Genomic DNA, 23,061 nt, shown 5'->3' on the forward strand with positions numbered 1-23,061 from the left:
GTTTGCCGCGCAGCCACTTTCCGCATCAAACCTCGTCTCTCTGATAGTTATTCTCATTCGCTAATTTTTCCGGTCTGCATTCGTTTTATAGGGACGACGTGCCTTTGTGCTTCCCGCCACTGATCCGGATACCAAGAAATGAACGCTGAAGACTCCTTGAAACTTGCTCGCCGGTTTATCGGGTTGCCCCTGGAAAAGCGCCAGATGTTCCTCGCGGCCTTGGACAAGGAAGGTGTTGATTTCGCCCGGTTCCCGATTCCTGCCGGCGTCGAAGCCGAAGATCGCCAGGCGCTGTCCTACGCCCAGCAACGCATGTGGTTTCTCTGGCAATTGGATCCCCTCAGTGGCGCCTACAACCTGCCGGGGGCGGTGCGTCTGAGCGGGCATTTGGACCTGGGCGCACTGGAGCAGGCCTTCGCCAGTCTGGTGGCGCGTCACGCAACCCTGCGCACCCTGTTCCAGCGCCAGGCCGATGACAGCTTGCGGCAAGTACCTGGCTCTGCGTCGCTGGCCATCGATCAGGTCGACTTCAGCCATTTATCCGCCGATGAGCGAGAACTCGCCGTCGCGAACGCCGCCGGGCAGCAGTCGCAATTACCCTTCGATCTATCCAGCGGCCCATTGCTGCGAGTCACCTTGCTCAAGCTCGCAGCACAGGAACACGTCCTGCTGCTGACCCTGCACCACATCGTGTCCGACGGCTGGTCGATGAACGTGCTGATCGACGAATTCATCCGCTGCTACGACGCCTTTGAAGCCGGCGTACAGCCGCAACTGCCGCCATTGCCGATCCAGTACAGCGACTACGCCTTGTGGCAGCGGCGCTGGCTGGAAGCGGGCGAGCAGGCGCGGCAGCTCGCCTACTGGCAGGCGCAACTGGGCAATGAACACCCGGTGCTGGAGCTGCCCACCGACCATCCGCGCCCGGCGCTGCCCAGCCATCGCGGCACCCGTTACGAGTTCGCCATCGACCCGCAACTGGCCGAGCAACTGCGAACCACGGCCCAGCAACACAACATCACCCTGTTCATGCTTCTGCTGGGCGCCTTTAACGCGCTGCTGCATCGCTACACCGGGCAGACCGACATCCGCGTCGGCGTGCCGATTGCCAACCGCAATCGCGCCGAGATCGAAGGCCTGATCGGCTTCTTCGTCAATACCCAGGTACTGCGCACCCAACTGGACGGTCAGACCCGGGTCGACGACTTGCTGCGCGCCATCAAGGAAACCGCCCTCGGCGCCCAGGCCCACCAGGACCTGCCGTTCGAGCGCCTGGTCGAAGCGCTCAAGCTCGAGCGCAGCCTTAGTCACACACCGCTGTTCCAGGTGATGTACAACCACCAGCCGCAGGTCGCAGACATCTCCACCGTTAGCACTGCGTCCGGCCTGGCTCTGGGGGTGATCGAGTGGGAAGGGCGCACCACCCAGTTCGACCTGACCCTCGACACCTATGACCTCAACAGCAATGAAACGCACGGCAAATTGCATGCTGCGCTGACCTACGCCAACGACCTGTTCGACGCCCCGACCATCGCGCGCATGGCGCAGCACTGGACGCGTTTGCTGCAGGGCATGGTCTGCGATTGCCGGCAGCGCATCAGTGAATTGCCAATGCTGGAAACCACTGAATACCAGCGCATCGTGCATGACTGGAATCGCGCTGACGAAGCGTTCGCGCAAGAGCTGTGCGTTCACGAACTGATTAGCCGGCAAGTCGCCGCAGACCCCGGCGCATTGGCAGTGACCTTCGCCACCCGGCAACTGACCTACGCCCAACTCGATGCCCAGGCCAATCGCCTGGCTCACAGGTTGATCGCCCTGGGCGTTGGCCCGGAAGTGCGTGTCGGCGTGGCCATGCAACGTTCCGAGAACTTGCTGGTCGCGCTGCTCGCCGTACTCAAGAGCGGTGCCGCCTATGTGCCGCTGGACCCGGATTACCCGACCGAACGCGTCGCCTACATGCTTGAAGACAGCCGCGCCCTGGTGTTGCTGACGGAGCCATCGGTTGCGGCGACATTGGCCGTATCCACCGACACCCAAGTGCTGCTCATGGACGATTTGCAAGTCGCCGACTACCCGACCAGCGCCCCGGTCACCCGCGTCACGCCGGACAACCTGGCCTACGTGATCTACACCTCCGGCTCCACAGGCAAACCCAAAGGCGTCGCCATCACCCACCGCAACGTGCTGGCGCTGATCGACTGGTCGAAATCGGTCTACAGCCACGCAGATATTCAGGGCGTACTGGCGTCCACCTCGGTGTGCTTCGACCTGTCAGTCTGGGAGCTGTTCGTGACCCTGGCCAACGGCGGCTCGCTGATCATCGCCCGTAACGCCCTGGAACTGCCGCAACTCCCGGCCCGTGATCAGGTGCGCCTGATCAACACTGTACCGTCGGCCATCAATGCCTTGCAGCGCGAGGGGCAGATTCCGTCGAGCGTGCGCATCATCAACCTCGCGGGCGAACCGCTGAAGCAAAGCCTGGTCGAGGCGCTGTACCAGCAACCGGGCGTGGAGCACGTATACGATCTGTACGGCCCGTCTGAAGACACCACCTATTCCACCTGGACTCGCCGTGAGGCGGGTGGCCGCGCGAACATCGGCCGACCGCTCAAACACAGCGCCAGCTATCTGCTGGACGCCGACCTGCAACCCGTGCCGCAAGGGGTGTCCGCCGAGCTGTACGTGTGCGGCGCAGGCATCACCCGCGGTTACCTCGCACGCCCGGGCATGACCGCCGAAAAGTATGTGCCCAACCCGTTCGCCAGCAACGGCGAGCGCCTGTACCGCACCGGCGACCTGACCCGCTATCAGGCCGATGGCGCGCTGCAATACGTCGGGCGCATCGACCATCAGGTTAAGGTGCGGGGCTTTCGTATCGAGCTGGGAGAAATCGAAGCGCGGCTGTTGCAACAAGAAGCCGTGCGCGAGTTGGCCGTGCTGGCGCAAGACGGTGTCAACGGGCAGCAACTGGTCGCCTACATCGTGCCCGGCGATCCGGCGCTGGTGGATGACATCGATGCGCAAGCCAACCTGCGTGAATGCCTCAAGACCGCGCTGCGCCAGCATCTGCCGGACTACATGGTCCCGGCGTACCTGCTGTTCCTCGCACAACTGCCGCTGACGCCCAACGGCAAGCTTGACCGCAAGGCCTTGCCGGCCGTCGATGGCTCGCAACAACAGCGCGAGCACGTAGCGCCGCGCACGGTCATGGAAAAGTCCCTCGCGGCGATCTGGCAGGACGTGCTGGCTCTCGACAGCGTCGGTCTGGAAGACAACTTCTTCGAACTGGGCGGCGACTCCATCGTTTCCATGCAAGTGGTCAGCCGCGCGCGGCAGGCCGGCATCGTGCTGAGCCCCAAGGATCTGTTCCAGCACCAGACGGTTCGCAGCCTGGCCCAGGCCGCCCGCAGCGGCGAGCGGCCGCTGATTGACCAGGGGCCGGCGAGTGGCGCGGTGGCCTTGGCGCCGGTGCAACAGGGGTTCTTCGACCAGGCGATCCCTGAGCGGCAACACTGGAACCAGTCACTGCTGCTGGTGCCGCGCGAGGCGTTGAACGTCGAGGCGCTGCAGCGTGCGCTTGAGCAATTGCTGAGCCATCACGACAGCTTGCGCCTGCGTTATGCCCAGACCGCCGAAGGCTGGCAGCAGACCTACTCGGCAGCGACCACTGAATCGGTATTATGGCAACGTCAGGCGCAGTCGGTCGAAGCGCTCAACGCTGTGTGCGATGAAGCCCAACGCAGTCTGGATTTACACCAAGGGCCGCTTATGCGCGCGCTGTTGGTGGCAATGGCCGATGGCACCCAGCGTTTGCTGCTGGTCATCCATCACCTGGCGGTGGACGGCGTTTCATGGCGCGTGCTGCTGGAAGACCTGCAGCAGTTCTACAGCGGCAGCGCCAGGAAGCTGGCGAAAACCAGCACTTATCAGCGCTGGGTTGCGCGCCTGCAAGATCATCTGCCAGCGTTTGAAAGCAGCCTGCCTTACTGGCAAAGCCAGTTGCGCGAGGCTGCGAACGATTTGCCGTGCGAGCGTCCAGCCGGGGCCCTGCAAAACCGCTTCGAACAAAAACTCGAGACCAGGCTCGACACCGAACAGACCCGCAAGCTGCTGCAACACGCACCGGCGGCGTATCGCACTCAGGTCAACGACCTGCTGCTGACGGCGCTGGCACGGGCGGTTTGTCGCTGGAGCGGGCAGGGCAGCACGCTGGTTCAGCTCGAAGGCCATGGTCGCGAAGACCTGTTCGACAATATCGACCTGACGCGCACAGTGGGTTGGTTCACCAGCCTGTTCCCGGTCAACCTGGTGCCGTCGCAAGACCTCGGCACGTCGATCAAATCCATCAAGGAACAACTGCGTGCCGTGCCGGACAAAGGCCTGGGTTACGGCGCGCTGCGCTACCTCGGCGCCCAAGGGATTCGCGCAGAACTGGCGGCACTGCCGCAACCGCGCATCACCTTCAACTATCTGGGGCAGTTCGACCGCCAGTTCGACGATGCCGCGATGTTTTTGCCCTCCACTGAAGGCAGCGGTGTGGCCCAGGATCCATCGGCGCCCCTGGGCAACTGGCTGACCGTTGAAGGCCAGGTGTACGGCGGTGAGCTGGCGCTGAGCTGGGGCTTCAGTCGCGAAATGTTCGACACGGCGACCGTCCAGCGCCTGGCGGACGAATACGCACTTGAGCTCAACGCGCTGATCGAACACTGCTGCGGCGTTGAAGCGCCCCAGGCCACTCCCTCGGATTTCCCGCTGGCGCGCATCAGCCAGGCGCAACTCGACGGCTTGTCGATCGCGACGCTCGAAGACCTGTATCCGTTATCGCCCATGCAGCAGGGCATGCTGTTCCACACCCTGTATGAACCGCAGGTCGGTGCCTACATCAGCCAGTTACGCCTGGACATTCGGGGCCTCGACCCGCAGCGATTCGCCCAAGCCTGGCAGGCTGCGCTAACCCGGCACGACATCCTGCGCAGCAGCTTCCATTGGCAGGGCCTCGACCGCGCGCATCAAGCGATTGTCCGTCAGGTCGCCTTGCCGCTTGAGGTGCTGGACGCGACCGACACCGATGCCCTGGCCGACGCCGAACGTGCTCAAGGTTTTGAGCTGGGCAGCGCGCCGTTGTTTCGCTTGAAACTCGTGCAGACGGGCGACCAGGACTGGCACCTGATCTATACCAGCCACCATATTTTGATGGACGGCTGGAGCAACGCGCAGCTGCTGGCCGAAGTGATCCAGCACTACGCCGCTGGCCCTTGGAGCCCAGCAGCAGCGGGGCAAAACCGCGGGCAATACCGCGACTACCTGGGCTGGCTGCAGCAGCAGTCCGCCGTGGCGGGCGAGCACTTCTGGAAGGCTGCGTTGGCTCCCTTGCAAGCCCCAACGTTGCTGGCTGAAGCCTTGCGCCCGCCGGTGGGAGCCGAAGGTAGCGAGGACTACCGCGTTGCCCTCGACGGCCCCGCGACCCAACGTCTGGCCGAGTTCGCCCGCCAGCAGAAGGTCACCCTCAACACCCTGCTGCAAGCCGCCTGGAGCCTGTTGTTGCAGCGTTATACCGGCCAGGATTGCGTGGTATTCGGGGCCACGGTCGCCGGTCGTTCCGCGCCGTTGCCGGGGATCGAAGAACAGCTCGGGCTGTTTATCAACACGCTGCCGCTGGTCTGCGCGATGAAGCCTGATTGCACCGTCAGCCAATGGCTGAGTGAACTGCAAGAGATGAACCTGGCCATGCGCGAGTACGAGCATGTGCCGCTCTACGACATTCAAGGGTGGGCGGGGCAGCAGGGGGCCGCGCTGTTCGACAGCCTGCTGGTGTTCGAGAACTTCCCGGTAGCGGCAGCGCTCAAGCAAGGTGCTCCGGCCGGGTTGTCGTTCAGCAACCTGCACAACCACGAACGCACCCACTATCCATTGACCCTGGGCATCGAGCTGGGCGACGGCCTGAGCCTGGATTTCAGCTACGACTCGGCGCGCTTCAGTGCGGCGCACATTGTTCAGATGGCCGCCAATCTGCAGCATCTGCTGGTGCAGTTTGCAGCGTTGCCGGATGCTCCGCTGGGCGCGCTGCAGCTGCTCGACGAGGTCGAAACCCGTGCGGCGATCGGGGCCAATCGATCATCTGCCGTCGAGCTATCCACAACACTTTTCGCCCACCAGCAGATCGCTGCCCAGGCTGCGGCCAATCCCGACGCGCTGGCGTTGCAGATTGACGGTCAGTCCTTGAGCTACGGCGAGTTGAATGCCCAGGCCAACGACCTGGCCCAGCGCCTGCTCGCCAACGGTGCCGGCCCAGGTACCCGTGTCGGCCTGGCGCTGCACCGTGGCCCGCAACTGATCGTCAGCCTGCTCGCCGTGCTGAAAACCGGCGCGGCCTACGTGCCACTGGACCCCCAATACCCCGTCGAACGCCTGACGTACATGATCGAAGACAGCCGCCTCGACCAACTGCTCTGCGAACCCGGCCTGCTGCAAAACATAAAAAACATCCCGCGCCTGACCCTGAACAAAACCACCACCACTGCGGCTGCAGGAGCAGAGCCGGTAGGACCAAACCCTGTAGGAGCAAAGCTTGCTCGCGATAGCGTCATCCCGGACGCCGCAAACCTGGCCTACATCATCTACACCTCCGGCTCCACCGGCCAACCCAAAGGCGTAGCCATCACCCACGCCGCCCTCCGCGAGTTCTGCCAGACCGCCGCCGACTATTCGGGCCTGTCAGCATCAGACCGCGTGCTGCAGTTCGCCACCTTCAGCTTCGATGGCTTCGTCGAGCAGTGCTTCCCGGCGCTGTGCGTGGGCGCCGCGTTGATCATGCGCGGTGATGAGCTGTGGGACGCCGGGCGCCTGGCCGCCGAAATCGTCCGGCAGGGCGTGACCGTGGCCGACTTGCCGGCTGCGTACTGGTACCTGTTGGCCCGGGAATGCGCCAGCGGCGTCATCCGCAATCTCGGTGCTCTGCGCCAGGTGCACGTGGGCGGCGAAGCCATGTCGGTGGAAGGCCTGCGCCTGTGGCATCAAGCCGGCCTGGCTCAGGTGCGACTGCTCAACACCTACGGCCCTACCGAAGCGACCGTGGTATCGAGCATCCAAGACTGCCGCCTGGAAGATGCCAGCGACGTGTCTGGCATCCCCATCGGTCGCGCCATCGCCGGCCGGGCGCTGTATGTGCTCGACAGTGCCGGGCACCTGCTGCCCGATGGCGGCGTGGGTGAACTGTTTATCGGCGCCCAGGCCAGCCTGGCGCAAAGCTATTTCGACCGCCCGGCGCTGACCGCCGAGCGTTTCCTGCCGGACCCGTTCGCCCGCGAACCCGGCGCCCGCCTGTACCGCAGCGGCGACCTGGCGCGCTGCAACGCTGCCGGCAACCTGGAGTACGTCGGGCGCATCGACCATCAAGTAAAGATTCGCGGCATGCGCATCGAGATGGGCGAAATCGAAGCCTGCCTGCAAGCCCGGGATGAGGTGCGCGAAGCGGCCGTCATCGCCCAGGACGGCACGCGACTGGTGGCGTACATCGTGGCCAGCGCCGAGGTCGATTCTGCGGTTGATTACCTGAAGACACTCAAAGCGGCCTTGCGCCAGTCGTTGCCGGACTACATGGTGCCCACTGAACTGATTCTGCTGCCGGGACTGCCGCTGAACACCAACGGCAAACTTGACCGCAAAGCGCTGCCACGGGTCGATGCCGGCGATGCGCAACGCCCATTCATAGCGCCTGGCGAAGGGTTGCAAGCGCAGTTGGCGCTGATCTGGCAGGACGTGCTGCAGGTCGAGCGCGTAGGTCGCGACGACAACTTCTTCGAACTGGGCGGGCACTCGTTGCTGGTGCTGCAGGTCATCTCCCGTGTGCGTCAGCAGTGGCGGCTCGAACTGTCGGTGAGCAGCCTGTTCAGCGCCGCGAACCTGGCACAGTTCGCCCAGCGAGTGGCGCGGGCGCAGGCCAGCGTCCAACCCGTCCTGCAGCAGGCTCCGCTCGATCAGCCGCCGGTGCTGTCATACGCCCAGCAGCGTCAATGGATCCTGTGGCAGCTGGCCCCCCAGAGCCCGGCCTACAACATTCCCGCCGCGCTGCGCCTGAGGGGCGCACTGAACCGCGACGCCCTGCGCGAAGCCTTCGCCCAGTTACAGGCCCGTCACCAGACCCTGCGCACCACCTTCACACAGGACGGCCAGTTGGCGCGTCCGGTGCTGCACGATGACCTGGCGTTGTGCCTGGAGCATCGCACAATCGATTCGTTGTCGGTCGACAAGGCGGTGGCTGAGGAAATTTCCCGTCCCTTCGACCTGCGCAACGGCCCGCTGTGGCGCGTACTGCTGCTGCAAGTGAGCACCGACGAACACGTGCTGGTGCTGACCGTGCACCACATTGCCGCTGATGGCTGGTCGATGCAGGTCATGGTCGATGAGTTCAGCGCACTGTATCAGGCGGCCGCCTGCGGTAGCGAAGCCGGCCTGGCTGAGCTGGCGGTGCACTACAGCGACTACGCCCGTTGGCAGCGCGACTGGCTGGACGCGGGCGAGGGCGCACGACAACTGACCTGGTGGCGCGAGCAACTGGCTGGCAGCCAGGCGCCGCTGGAGTTGCCAAGCGAGCTGAGCCGGCCGGCACGCCGCAGCGAGCGCGGTGCCAGTTTGATGCTGAACGTGGATCGCGACTTGCTGGCCGGTTTGCGCCAATGCGCCCAGGACCAACAGGTGACGCTGTTCATGTTGCTGCTGGCGAGCTTCCAGACGTTGCTGCATCGCCAGAGCGGGCAGTCGAGCATCAGCGTGGGAGTGCCGAGCGCCGGCCGTTCGCGTCTTGAGACCGAAGGCCTGATCGGCTTCTTCATCAACACTCAAGTGCTGCGCGCCGAGATCGACGGGCAGCAGCCATTTAGTGGCTTGTTGCAACAGGTCAAGCAGACGGCACTGGCTGCCCAGGCCCATCAGGACCTGCCGTTCGAGCAACTGGTCGATGCCTTGCAGCCGGATCGCAGCCTCACTCACAGCCCGCTGTTCCAGGTGCTGTACAACCATCAGCAGCAACTGGGCGCGAGCGTCGAGCGCACGGTGGCCGGCCTGCAGGTCGAGCGTCTGCACTGGTCGCAACTCACCACGCAATTCGACCTGGTGCTTGATACCCAGGAGCATGGCGAGGAACTCGATGCCAGCCTGACTTACGCCACCGATCTGTACGACCAGGCTTCGATGCAGCGACTCGCCGCGCAATGGCTGAACCTGTTGCGTGCCGTGGTCGCGGACCCGCAGCAACGCGTCGCCGAACTGCCGCTTATTGGCCAGTCACAGCGCGACGAACTGGTGCAGCACTGGAATCCGGCGTTCCAGGCACAGCCGCTGTCGCCCACCTTGCATCAGCTGTTCGAAGTACAGGCCCAGCTGCGCCCGAACGCCGTGGCGCTGGTCTGCGAAAGCGAACAACTGACCTACGCCGCGCTCAACGCCCAGGCCAACCGCCTGGCGCACCACCTGCGCAAGCAAGGCGTGGGCCCCGAGGTGCGGGTCGGTATTGCGACCGAGCGGGCGATGCCACTGGTGATCGGCTTACTGGCGATTCTCAAGGCCGGTGGCGCCTATGTGCCGCTCGATCCGCAGTACCCGGCCGAGCGTCTGAGCTACATGATCGAAGACAGCGGCATCCGGTTGCTGCTCACGCAACAACACCTCGTCAAAGGCTTGCCAGCCCGGGATGGCGTGCGAGTCCTAAGCCTCGAATCACTGCAACTGGAGGGTTTCAGCAACGCTAACCTGCCGCCACTGGCGGCACCCGACAACCTCGCCTACGTGATCTACACCTCCGGTTCCACGGGGCGGCCAAAGGGCGCTTTGCTCAGCCATGGCAACGTCGGCCGACTGCTCACGGCCACCGCTGGCGAGTTCAACTTCGGCCCGCACGATGTGTGGACCCTGTTCCATTCCTACGCGTTCGACTTCTCGGTATGGGAACTGTTTGGTTCACTGTGCACGGGTGGGCGCCTGGTGATTGTGCCGTATGACATCAGCCGCGATCCGCAGCAATTGCACCGCTTGCTGTGCGACGAAGGCGTGACTGTGTTGAACCAGACCCCCACGGCGTTCCGCCAGTTGCTGCCGATCGCCTGCGCCAGCCCGCGTACCCTGGCGCTACGTCAGGTGATTTTCGGCGGTGAAGCGCTGGAAGTCGCGAGCCTGCGCCCCTGGCTCGAACGGTTCGGCGACCAGCGGCCGAGCCTGGTGAATATGTACGGCATCACCGAAACCACGGTACACGTGACCTGCCGCGCCATCCGCCTGGCCGACCTCGAAGGCAAGGCGCAAAGTCCGATCGGCCTGCCGCTTCGCGATCTGCGCTGGTACCTGCTCGACAGCCAGTTGCACCCGGTACCGGTGGGCGTGGCGGGCGAGCTGTATATCGCCGGTGCTGGCCTGGCGCGGGGTTATCACGGCCGCTTCGGCCTGACCGCCGAGCGCTTCGTGCCAAGCCCGTTCGACGCGTCACAGCGTCTGTATCGCAGTGGCGACCTGGCCCGCCAGCGCGCCGACGGCAGCATTGATTACCTGGGCCGGATCGACCAGCAAGTGAAGATCCGCGGGTTCCGCATCGAACTGGGCGAGATCGAGGCTGCATTGCTGGCCCTGCCGGGCGTGCGCCACGCGGTGTTGAGTGTGCACGCCGGTGAGGGTGGCCCGCAGCTGTGTGCCTACCTGGTGCCTGCGCAAGCCACACTCGACCCGATCGCCTGGCGCGATCAACTGCGCGCCGCGCTCAAGGTCGGCCTGCCGGACTACATGGTACCCAGTTACTGGCTGCTGCTGGACGCCTTGCCGCTGACCGGCAACGGCAAGCTTGATCGCCAGGCCCTGCCGCTGCCGGATGCCGAGGATTGGCAACGACCGTTCGAAGCCCCTGAAGGTGAGCTCGAACAGCAACTGGCGGCGATCTGGGCCGAGGTGCTGGGCGTGGCGCAGATCGGTCGGCGCGACAACTTCTTCGAATCGGGTGGGCATTCGCTGCTCGCCGCCCAGGCCAGCGCCCGGGTGGAACTGGACCTGGGCATCGAGCTGCCGCTGCGTGCGCTGTTCGAGTCCACCGACCTTCAGGCTTATGCCGCCATGGCCGGGCAACACGCCCCGGCTGACAACGATGCACGCCTGGATGCGCTTGAGTCGCTTCTGGACGAGATGGAGATCAACTGATGGAACACACCACTGCCCAGCGTATCGCCAGCCGCTTCGCCGGCCTGCCAGCCGCCAAGCGCCGCGAGTTCCTGAGCCGCATGCAGGAGCAGGGCGTGAGCTTTGGCCAGCTGCCGATTCCGCCTGCCCTTGAGGCGCAAACAAGCTTCGAACTGTCCTACGCGCAGCAGCGCCAATGGTTTCTCTGGCAGCTGGATCCGCACAGTTCGGCGTACAACATTCCAGCGGCGCTGCGCTTGTACGGACCGCTGAATGTCGCGGCGTTGCAGCACAGTTTTGACGTGCTGCTGCAGCGGCATCAAAGTTTGCGCAGCCGTTTCGTCGAGGACGACGGGAAGGTGCTGCAGACGCTGGCGCCGTGCACCTCACTGCCGATCGAGCGTATCGACCTGCGCGGCGAGCCCGAGTCCCTGCGCCTCGATCTTGCAATGCACAGCGTCGAGCAGGAAGTCGCCCGGCCATTCGATCTGCAACAGGGGCCGCTGTTGCGGGTCAGCCTGTTGCAGCTCGACGCCGAAGACCACGTACTGCTGCTGACCCTGCACCACATCGTCACCGATGGCTGGTCGATGGGCGTGCTGGTTGAAGAGTTTTCACGGCTCTACGCCGCGCATTGCCAGGGCCAGAACGCTGCGCTTGAAGCATTGCCGATCCAGTATTCAGACTATGCGCTGTGGCAACGTCGCTGGATGGAAGCGGGTGAGCTGGAGCGCCAACTCAACTGGTGGCGTGACACATTAGGCAGCGAGCAGCCGCTACTCGAATTGCCGACGGATCGTCCACGTCCTGCGCAACCGAGCCAACGCGGTGCACGGTTGGACTTCGCCCTCGATGCCGCCTTGGCCAGCGGCCTGATGACCCTGGCCAGACAGCACGGCGTGACTCCCTTCATGCTATTGCTGGCGAGTTTCCAGGCGCTGCTTTATCGCTATAGCGGCCAGTCGGACCTGCGGGTCGGGGTGCCGATTGCCCACCGCAATCGCGCAGAAACCCGTGGCCTGATCGGCTTCTTCGTCAACACCCAGGTGATGCGCGCCGAGCTCGATGGACGTCAGCCGTTCATCCAGTTGCTCGACCAGACTCGCGCCGCAGCGCTGGATGCCCAAGACTATCAGGACCTGCCATTCGAGCGACTGGTGCAAGCGCTGCAGGGCGAACGCAGCCTCAGCCACAGCCCGTTGTTCCAGGTCATGTTCAATCACCAGCAAGCCAAGCCGGCTGGCGCCAGCGGTGTACTTGCTGGCCTGCGCGTCGAGCCACTGCATGCCACCGCGCACACCACCCAGTTCGACCTGCAACTGGACACCCAGGAACAGGGCGACCTGCTGTTTGCCAGCCTGACCTATGCCACCGATCTGTTCGACGCCGAACGCATCGAGCACTTTGCGCATCACTGGCGCAACCTGTTGGCCGGTGTGGTGGCCAACCCACAATGCCCGCTTGCCGAGTTGCCATTGCTGGACGCCGACGAGCGTCTGCGCATTCTCGACGACCTCAACCACACCGCTCAGGCCTATCCGGGCGAAGTCTGCGTGCAGCGGCATTTCGAGCAACGCGTGGTTGAAAACGGCGAGGCCACGGCGTTGGTGTTCCAGGGCCAGTCCCTGAGTTACGCCGAGCTGAACCAGCGCGCCAACCGCCTGGCCCATCACCTGCGCGCCCAGGGCGTCGGTCCGGAAGTGCTGGTGGGAATCGCCTGCGACCGTTCGTTCGAGATGGTCATCGGCCTGCTGGCGATTCTCAAGGCTGGCGGCGCCTATGTGCCGCTGGACCCTGAATACCCGCTTGATCGCCTCAGCTACATGATCGAAGACAGTGGCATCGCCTTGCTGCTGACTGAGGAACATTTGCTGGAACAACTGCCGACCCCGGACAGCGTGCGCACCCTGTGCCTGCAGGCCGCAGGCGATTGGCTCGGGGAGTTGCCCGGTACCGATCTGCCGAACCTTGCGGTCGCGGAAAACCTCGCCTACGTGATTTACACTTCAGGCTCAACCGGCAAACCCAAGGGCGCGGGCAACCGTCATGTGGCGCTGCACAACCGTCTGCAATGGATGCAGCAAGCCTACGACTTGCAACCGGCGGACCGCGTGTTGCAAAAGACGCCGTTCAGTTTCGACGTGTCGGTGTGGGAGTTTTTCTGGCCGCTGATGAAGGGCGCCACCCTGGTCATCGCCGCCCCCGGCGAACATCGCGATCCGCAAGGCCTGGCCAGGTTGATCGTCGAGCAGGCGATCACCACGCTGCACTTCGTGCCATCGATGCTCGCGGCGTTTATCGGTGCCGACGAAGCGCGGGCCTGCACCTCGTTGCAGCGGATCATCTGCAGCGGCGAAGCGCTGCCGATGGAGCTGCAACGCCAGACCTTGCGCAGCCTGCCGCAAGCCAATCTGTATAACCTGTATGGCCCCACCGAAGCGGCCATCGACGTGACCCACTGGACGTGCGTGGAAGAAGGCCGCGACAGCGTGCCGATCGGCCGGCCGATTGCCAACCTGCGTACCTGTGTCCTGGACAGCGAACTGCAGCCCTTGCCCCTGGGCGCCGTGGGCGAGTTGTACCTGGGCGGGGTCGGCCTGGCGCGGGGTTATCACCGTCGAGGTGCGCTGACCGCCGAACGTTTTGTGGTCGACCCGTTCGGCAGCGGCGAGCGCCTGTACCGCACTGGCGACCTGGCACGCTATCGCGCCGATGGCGCCATCGAGTATTGCGGGCGCATCGACCATCAAGTGAAAATTCGCGGCCTGCGCATCGAGCTGGGCGAAATCGAGGCGCGCCTGCAAGAGCATGCCCAGGTGCAGGATGCCGTGGTGCTGGCCGTCGATGGCCCGGGCGGCAAGCAACTGGTCGCCTACATCGTGCCCCGGGAACGCGACCTGATCAGCGCCGATGCCGGGCAGCAAGGTGCCTGGCGCGAAGCGCTCAAGGCCCATCTGCTCACCAGCCTGCCGGACTACATGGTGCCCGCGCAGACCGTAATGATCGAGCAAATGCCCCTGAGCCCCAACGGCAAACTCGAGCGCAAACGCCTGCCGGCGCCAACCGCGCAGGTCACCCAGCGCGCCTTCGAAGCGCCGCGCAGCGAGCACGAACAGGTGCTGGCGCAGATCTGGCAGGAGGTGCTGGGCGTTGAGCAGGTCGGCCGCCAGGACAATTTCTTCGAGCTGGGTGGCGACTCGATCATTTCGATCCAGGTGGTCAGCCGTGCCCGTCGCGCCGGCTTGAGCCTGCAACCGCGGGATTTGTTCCAGCAGCAAACCTTGCAGGCGCTGGCCGCCGTGGTCAAGGAACAGGCCGCTCCGCTGGCCCAGCAAGGTCCGGTGTACGGCCTGCAAAAACTCACTCCCATCCAGCGCTGGTTCTTCGACGAGCCAATCGCGCAACGCGCGCACTGGAACCAGGCCCTCTTGCTGACCCCCCGCGAGCCCCTCGAACTGCCGCGCCTGCAGGCCGCGCTGCAGCGCTTGCTCAAGCAACACGACGCCCTGCGCTTGCGCTTCAGCCAGCAGGTCCCGCGTGTGAGCGACGCCACAAATCCCTGTGGGAGCGAGCCTGCTCGCGATGGCGGTGGGGCAGGCGACCTCCATGTTGCCGGTGCTGAGCTCATCGCGAGCAGGCTCGCTGCCACAGAGTGGTCTGCGCGCTATGTTGGCGCGGACAGCGCCGATGTCGTCGACATGCTCTGGACCGCGCGCGTGGCCAGCGATGCATCCCTGGAGTCGGTGTGCGATGAAGCCCAGCGCAGCCTCAGCCTGCAAGACGGCCCGCTGCTGCGAGTCGCATTGATCGCACAGGCGGATGGCACCCAGCGCCTGCTGCTGGTCATTCACCATCTGGCGGTGGACGGCGTGTCGTGGCGGGTGTTGCTGGAGGACTTGCAAGCGGCTTATCAAGGCCAGGAGCTACCGGCGAAGACCAGCTCCTTCCAGGACTGGGCTGATCAGCTCGACACCTACGCACGTTCCAAAGCGGCTGCCAGCGAGCTGGACTGGTGGCAGGCGCAACTCAGCCTCGGCAACGATTTGCTGCCAGCCGCCAACCCGCAGGCCAGCCAGGCCGGGCATCTGCGACAGGGCGTCAGCATCGGCCTGGACCGCGAACACACTCGCCAGCTGCTGCAGCTGGCACCGGCGACTTACCGCACCCAGGTCAACGACCTGCTGCTGACCGCACTGGCCCGCACCCTCAGTCGCTGGACCGGTCACCCCTCGGCGCTGATCCAGCTCGAAGGCCATGGCCGCGAAGAGCTGTTCGACGACATCGACCTGACCCGCACCGTGGGCTGGTTCTCCAGCCTGTTCCCGGTGTGCCTGACCCCAACCGCCGACCTGCCGGGTTCGATCAAGGCCATCAAGCAGCAGTTGCGCGAGATCCCCGGCAAGGGCATGGGCTACGGACTGCTGCGCTACATGGGCGATGCCTCGGCGCAAGCCGCGCTGGCCGCGTTGCCGCAAGCGCGCGTCACCTTCAACTACCTCGGCCAGTTTGACCAGAGCTTTGCCGAAGACGCACTGTTCACACCGGCTCGTGAATCCAGCGGCGCTGCGCAGGCGGCGGATGCGCCACTGCCCAACTGGCTGTCGGTGGATGGCCAGGTGTATGGCGGCGAACTGAAACTGGACTGGACCTTCAGTCGCGAATGCTTCGACCTGCACGAAATCGAAACCCTCGCGGCGAATTTCCGTGAAGAGCTGTTAGACCTGATTGACCATTGCCTGAGCGATGGCGCAGGCGGCGTGACCCCGGCGGACTTCCCCCTGGCGCGCTTGAACCAGACCCAACTCGATGGCCTGCCGGTGCCACCGGCGCAGATCGAGGACCTGTATCCGCTGTCGCCCATGCAGGCCGGCTTGCTGTTCCATAGCCTCTACGAATCCGACAGCGGCGCCTACGTCAACCAGCTCAGCGTCGAAGCCCATGGCCTCGACGCCGAGCGGCTGGGCCGCGCCTGGCAAACGGTGCTCGACAACCATGGGATCCTGCGCAGCAGCTTCCATTTCCCCGAGGGGTGCGACGCGCCGGTGCAATTGGTCCATCGTCATCTGCAGTTGCCGATGACCTGTCTCGACTGGCGCGGCCGCAATGATCAGGCCGCAGCGCTGGCGCAGCTGCTCGACAGTGAACGCCTGCAGCTCGACGCAACCCGCGCACCTTTGATGCGCCTGACCCTGGTGCGTCTCGACGATGAGCGCCAGCAGCTGATCTACACCCACCATCACCTGTTACTCGATGGCTGGAGTCATTCCCTGCTGTTGAGCGAAGTCCTGCAGCGTTACGCCGGCCAGGACGTGCAGGCGCCGACCGGGCGTTTTGCGGACTACATCGGCTGGCTGCAACGCCAGGATGCCCAGGCCGATGAGTTGTTCTGGCGCGAACAACTGGCCAGCCTCGACAACCCGACCCTGCTGGCGCAAAGCCTGGCCCATGGCAATGGCGGGCAGGGGACCCCGGGCGTGCTCGCAGACCATCACCAGCGCTTCGATGTCACCACCAGCCAGCGCTTCAGCGAGTTCGCCCGACAACAGAAAGTCACCCTTAACACCTTGCTGCAAGGCGCCTGGGCCATCCTGCTGCAACGCTACAGTGGTCAGCGCAGCGTCGCATTCGGCGCCACCGTGGCCGGTCGGCCGGTGGACCTGCCGGGAGCCGAAAGCCAGCTTGGCCTGTTCATCAACACCTTGCCGGTGATCAGCAGCCCCGACTCCGTTGAAAGTGTCGGGCAGTGGCTGGGCCGTTTGCAGGCGCAAAACCTGGAACTGCGCGAGCACGAATTCACCGCCCTGGGCGACATTCAGCGCTGGGCCGGACGCAGCGGTGAACCGCTGTTCGACAGCCTGCTGGTGTTCGAAAACTTCCCGGTGGCCGCCGCGCTGCAACAGGGTGCGCCGGCGGGATTGAGTTTCCTGATTCCCCAGAACCACGAGCGCACCAACTTCCCGCTGACCCTGGCTGCCACCGCCGAGCATCAGCTGAGCATCCATTGGAGCTACCAGTGCAGCCACTTCAGCAGCGCCGCAATTGCCCGCATGAGCGAGCACCTGGCGCGGCTGCTGGCCGCCATGGTCGCTGCGCCGCAAGTCGCCTTGAGTGAGCTGCAGCTGCTGACCGCAGCGGAACGCGGGCAACAGTTAGTCGAGTGGAACCCGGCGTTTACCGTGGTCCAAAACCCGCTGTGCGTGCACCAGCTGATCGAGGCCCAGGCCGACATTCGACCGCACGCCACGGCGCTGATCTTCAACGATCTGGAACTGAGCTTCGACCAGCTCAACCGCCGCGCCAACCAGTTGGCCCATCGCCTGCGCGAGCTGGGCATCGGCCCGGAAGTCCGGGTGGGCCTGGCCATGCAGCGCTCGCCCGAGATGATCATCGGCTTGCTGGCGATCCTCAAGGCTGGCGGCGCCTACGTGCCGCTGGACCCGGCCTACCCGGCAGAGCGCTTGCGTGACCTGATGCAAGACAGCGGCATCGCGCTGCTGATCAGCCAGTCGTGGCTTCGCGAGAAGTTGCCGTCGCCCGAAGGTTTAGCGGTGCTGGACATCGATCACGAACCGCTGGCCCTTATGCCTGAAAGCAACCCGCGTAACCTGACGGGCGGCGAGAACCTCGCCTACCTGATCTACACCTCTGGTTCCACCGGTCGCCCCAAAGGCGTGAGCGTGGCCCATGGCCCGCTGGCCATGCATTGTCTGGCAATCGGCGAGTTGTACGGCATGACCCCGCAGGATCGCGAACTGCAATTTGCCTCCATCAGCTTCGACGGTGCCCACGAGCGCTGGCTGACACCCCTGGTGTTCGGCTCGGCCGTGATGCCCCGGGACGACGAGTTGTGGAGCGTGGAACGCACCTGCGCCGAGATCGAAAAACACCGCATCACCATCGCCTGCTTCACGCCCAGCTACCTGGCGCAGATCGCCGACTTCATGGGCGAAGCGGGCCGTGACTTGCCCATCCGCTCCTACACGCCATGCGGTGAAGGCATGGCCAAGCATGCGTACGATGAGGTCCAGCAGGTGCTGCAACCCAAGCGCCTGATCAACGGCTACGGGCCAACCGAAACCGTGATCACGCCGCTGATCTGGCTGGCCTATCCGGAGACTGAATTCGACTCGGCATTCATGCCGATCGGGCGACCGGTCGGTAACCGCAGTGCCTATATTCTCGACGGCGGCCTGCAGCCATTGCCGGTCGGCGTGGCGGGCGAGTTGTACCTGGGCGGCGAGGGCGTTGCCCGGGGTTACCATCAGCGGCCGGACCTCACCGCCGAGCGTTTCGTGCCGGACCCGTTCGTGCCGGGCGGGCGCTTGTATCGCAGTGGCGACCTGGCGCGGTTCCGGGCCGACGGCGTGGTTGAATACCTCGGCCGTATCGACCAGCAGGTGAAGATTCGCGGGTTCCGCATCGAGCTTGGCGAAATCGAAGCCTGCCTGATGGAACACCCGGCTGTGCGCGAAGCCCTTGTGATCGATCGCGAAGGCCCGGTGAGTCGCCAACTGGTCGGCTACGTGGTGCCCCGGGATCCGTTGGCCGATGAGCAGGATCTGCAGGCAGCGCTGAGCGCGCATCTGCGCAGCCGTCTGCCGGCGCACATGCTGCCGGCGCACCTAATGTGCCTGGCCGCGCTGCCGCTGACACCCAACGGCAAGCTCGACCGCCAGGGCCTGCCGGCGCCACAGGCGTCCCGTCAACACCAGGCGCAGGTGGCCGCATCGACAGCTGCCGAAACCTTGCTGGTGGAGATCTGGCAGGCATTGCTCGGCCTGGACACAGTGGGCGTCACCGAGAACTTCTTTGAGCTGGGCGGCGATTCGATCATCTCGCTGCAGGCGGTCAGCCGTGCCGGGCAGCGTGGGCTGGTGTTCAGTCCCAGGCAGCTGTTCGAACGGCAGACCATTCGCGCCCTCGCGGCGGTGGCTACCCGTCCTGAAGCAGCGTTGGTCGACGCGCCGACAGTCGAGGCGTTTGCCCTGGTGCCGCACATTGATCTTGCGGCCCGGGTCGGTCTGCAAGACTTGTATCCGCTGTCGCCAATGCAACAAGGCATGCTGTTCCACTGCCTCGACTCGCCGGAACTCAACCCCTACGTCAACCAGTTGAGCGTGGCGGTGGAGGGTTTGCAGGTGCCACGCTTCCGTGCCGCCTGGCAGGCGCTGGTCGAGCGCCATGAAGTGCTGCGGGCGGCGTTCCGCTGGCGCGACGGCCTGGCCGATCCGCTGCAGGCGGTATTTGCCGAGGTCGAACTGCCGATCGAAGAGCTCGACTGGCGTGAACGCAGCGATACCGAAAAGGCCCTGGGCGAACTGGCGGCTGCGGAACAGGCCAAGGGCTTCGACCTGAGCTGCCCGCCGTTGATGCGATTCATCCTGGTGCGCCTGGGCGAGGATCGCTACCAGATGATCTGGATCTATCATCACCTGTTGCTCGATGGCTGGAGCGCCTCACGGTTGCTGGGTGACATGCTGCGCCTGTATCACAACGACAGCCTGGCGCCCCTGACCGGGCGCTACGCTGACTACATCGCCTGGCTGCAACGTCAGGATGGGGCGCAGGCCGAAGGCTTTTGGCGCGAGCGCCTGGCGTTGCTTGAGGAGCCGACCATTCTGGCCAAGGCTTCGGGTGCCGCAGGCTCCGGGCACGGCGTGATGTACAGCAACCTCGACGCCGAAGCGACGCGCAAACTGCACACCTTTGCCAAGCGTCAGCGCGTGACGCTCAATACCTTGGTGCAGGGCGCGTGGCTGCTGTTGCTGCAACGCCACAGCGGTCAGCGCAGCGTCGCGTTCGGCGCCACGGTGGCGGGCCGCCCGACCGGGCTGGCCGGTGCCCAGGACATGCTTGGCCTGTTCATCAACACCTTGCCGGTGATCCAGACCCTCGATCCGCAACAGCCGTTGGGCGAGTGGCTGCGGGACTTGCAGGATTACAACCTGATGGTGCGCGACTACGAGCACACGCCGTTGTCCGACATTCAGCGCTGGGCCGGGCAGGGTGGCCAGGGCTTGTTCGACAGCATCATCGTGTTCGAAAACCACCCGGTGGACCGCGCCTTGAAAGGCGGCGAGGAGGGCGAGCTACGCTTTGCCGAAATCGGCAGCGGCGGGGTCACCAACTTCCCGATGGACCTGATGGTCAGCGCCAACGAGGAAGGGCTGGAAGTCGAATACCTGTTCCTGCGCGATCGTTTCAGTGACGTTGAAGTTGAGCGGATTCGTGCGCAGCTGGAAGGATTGCTGCGTGCGTTGCCGGAGGACGCTTCGTGCCTGCTCGGCAATATCGGCTTGCCGCAAGCACGCATGAGCCTGCCGCAGGTGTCCGACGACACCGCTGATTTGCTGCAGTCGTTCAATCAACACGCCACAGCGCAGCCGCAGAAAATCGCCTTGATCTGTGAGGATCGACAAGTCAGTTACGCCGAACTTGAGGCGCAGGCCAATGGGCTGGCGCAGCAACTGATCGTTCGCGGTATTGGCCCGGAGACCTTGGTGGCGGTAGCGTTGCCGCGTTCTGAACGCACCATCGTCGCGTTCCTCGCGGTGCTCAAGGCGGGGGCTGCTTACCTGCCTTTGGACCTGGCGTACCCGACCGAACGACTGGCGTACATGTTGAGCGATTCGGCAGCCAGCCTGTTGCTGTGTGACAGCAACCTGGGGGATCGACTGACCTTGGCCGACAGCCCGCCACGTCTGCTGCTGGATCAATTGAGCGTTGCCGACAACGTGGCGTGCCCGGTTTCCCATCCGTTGCCGGGGCACCTGGCGTACCTGATTTACACCTCCGGCTCCACGGGCCAACCGAAAGGCGTGGCCGTGGCGCGCGGACCGATTGCGCGGCATTGCCGCAGCATCGTCGAGCTCTATGAACTGGCACCGCGCAGCCGGGAGTTGCACTTCATGTCGTTCGCCTTCGACGGTGCGCAGGAGCGCTGGCTGAGTGTGATGTTGGCCGGTGGCAGTCTGGTGATTCGCGATGACAATCTGTGGACCCCGGAACAAACCCTGGAAGTGCTGCAGCGTCATGGCGTCACCGTCGCCTGCTTCCCGCCGGCATACCTGCAACAGATGGCCGAAGTCGCCGAACGCCTGGGCAATCCGCCAGCGGTCGAGGTGTACTGCTTCGGCGGCGATGCCGTGCCCGAAGCCAGTTTCGAGCAGGTCAAGCGCGCCTTGCGCCCGCAGCGGCTGGTCAATGGCTATGGCCCGACCGAAACCGTGGTCACGCCTTTGTTGTGGCGTGCCGAGGTCAGCGAAACCTGCGACGCGGCCTATGCGCCGATCGGGCGCGGTGTGGCCGGGCGAGGCCTGTATGTGCTCGACGCCGACCTCAACCCTCTGCCGGTGGGCGTCAGCGGCGAGCTGTACCTGGGCGGTGAATGCCTGGCGCGGGGCTACCACCAGCGCCCGGGCATGAGCGCCGAACGCTTCATTCCCGATCCATTTGCAGCGGGCGGGCGCATGTACCGCACCGGCGACCTGGTGCGCCAGCGCGACTGCGGCTTGATCGACTACCTGGGGCGGCTGGACCAGCAAGTGAAGATCCGCGGTTTCCGCATCGAGCTGGGCGAGATTGAAGCTCGCCTGCGTGAGTGCGCAGGGGTGCAGGATGCAGCCGTGGTGGTGCACGACACGCCAACGGGCAAACAGCTGGTGGGCTACGTGGTGGCGCTCGGCACGGTCGGACTTGATCGGCGCCTGAAATCGCAACTGCAGGCGCAACTGCCGGACTACATGGTGCCCGCGCGGATCCTGGTCCTGGAGCGCTTCCCGCTGTCGGCCAACGGCAAGCTCGATCGTCGTGCATTGCCGGTGCCGGAATGGGCCCTGGGCGGGTATCGCGCACCGCGCAATGCTTTGGAGCGCGCGTTGACCGGGATCTGGCAGGACGTACTCGGCATGCCGCAAGTGGGTATCGACGACAACTTCTTTGAGCTGGGTGGCGATTCGTTGCAAGTGCTCAAAGTCATCTCGCGGGTGCGCAGCCAAGCCGAATTGGGCTTCGAACTGAAACTGCGCGACCTTATGCAAAAACCCAGCATTGCCGAACTCTGCAGCTACCAGGCTGCCGAGCCCGCCGCAGCTGCGCCAGACCCATTGCTGGCATTGAACTCGCGGCTGGCGCACGGGCCGGCGCTGTTCTGCCTGCACGCGGGTTTTGGCACGGTATTCGACTACGAACCGCTCGCGCGACGCCTGGAAGGGCGGCGCACGGTCTACGGCCTGCAATGCCGCATGCTGCTCGATCCGCTCTGGCAGGATCAGTCGCTGCTGGCCATGGCCCAGGCCTACACCCAGCGCATTCGTGCCCAACAGGCCAAGGGGCCGTATTACCTGCTGGGCTGGTCGCTGGGTGGTGCGTTGACGCAACTGGTCGCCCATGAGCTGGAACAGCAAGGCGAGACCGTCGCGTTCGCCGGCCTGGTCGACAGCTACGTGGCCGGCACCGCCGAAGCGGGGGACTGGCGCGAGGACCTGGGGGATTTCCTGAAGTTTGTCCTCGGTCATTCGTCTGAAGAAGCACAGGCGTTAATGGCGTTGCACGCCGCAGATCTGCCTGAGCATCAGGCCGCCGCCGTCATCGAAGCCGCGCTGCATGGCTCCAATGAACAAGCCGCACTGGGCGCTGGAGAGCTCACGCAAATCTTCAACAGCGGTTCACGCCTCAAGGCATTGGCCCTGGCCCAGCTCCAACTGCCCGCGATCAAAGTCACGGCGCACCGCTGGTGGGTAGCCGGGCGTGACGATGAGCGTCGAGTGTTCGAGGCCCAGGTCGGCCATCACGGTGTGGACCGTCTGCTGGTCGGCGGGCACTACGAGCTGCTACGCGGTGACGAATTGCTCGACGACCTCGAACTGCTATTGGAGTGCACCCTGGCCATCGCCTGACGACACG

General features: G+C 64.7%; 2 protein-coding genes. Both read left to right on the forward strand.

Annotation, left to right across the window (positions count from 1 at the left end; all coding sequences use genetic code 11):
- Positions 1-138: 138 nt before the first annotated feature.
- Positions 139-11,178 carry a non-ribosomal peptide synthetase gene (locus IMW75_RS09345; RefSeq protein ID WP_205892443.1) on the forward strand — a complete coding sequence of 3,680 codons (11,040 nt, stop codon included), beginning with the start codon at positions 139-141 and terminating at the stop codon, positions 11,176-11,178.
- Complete coding sequence (locus IMW75_RS09350) at positions 11,178-23,054, forward strand: non-ribosomal peptide synthetase (RefSeq protein ID WP_205892444.1); 11,877 nt, start codon at positions 11,178-11,180, stop codon at positions 23,052-23,054. The genes IMW75_RS09345 and IMW75_RS09350 overlap by 1 nt, the downstream gene beginning before the upstream one ends.
- Positions 23,055-23,061 lie beyond the last annotated feature (7 nt).

Origin of the sequence: Pseudomonas gregormendelii (assembly GCF_017114825.1) — a bacterium.
Lineage (GTDB): Bacteria > Pseudomonadota > Gammaproteobacteria > Pseudomonadales > Pseudomonadaceae > Aquipseudomonas > Aquipseudomonas gregormendelii.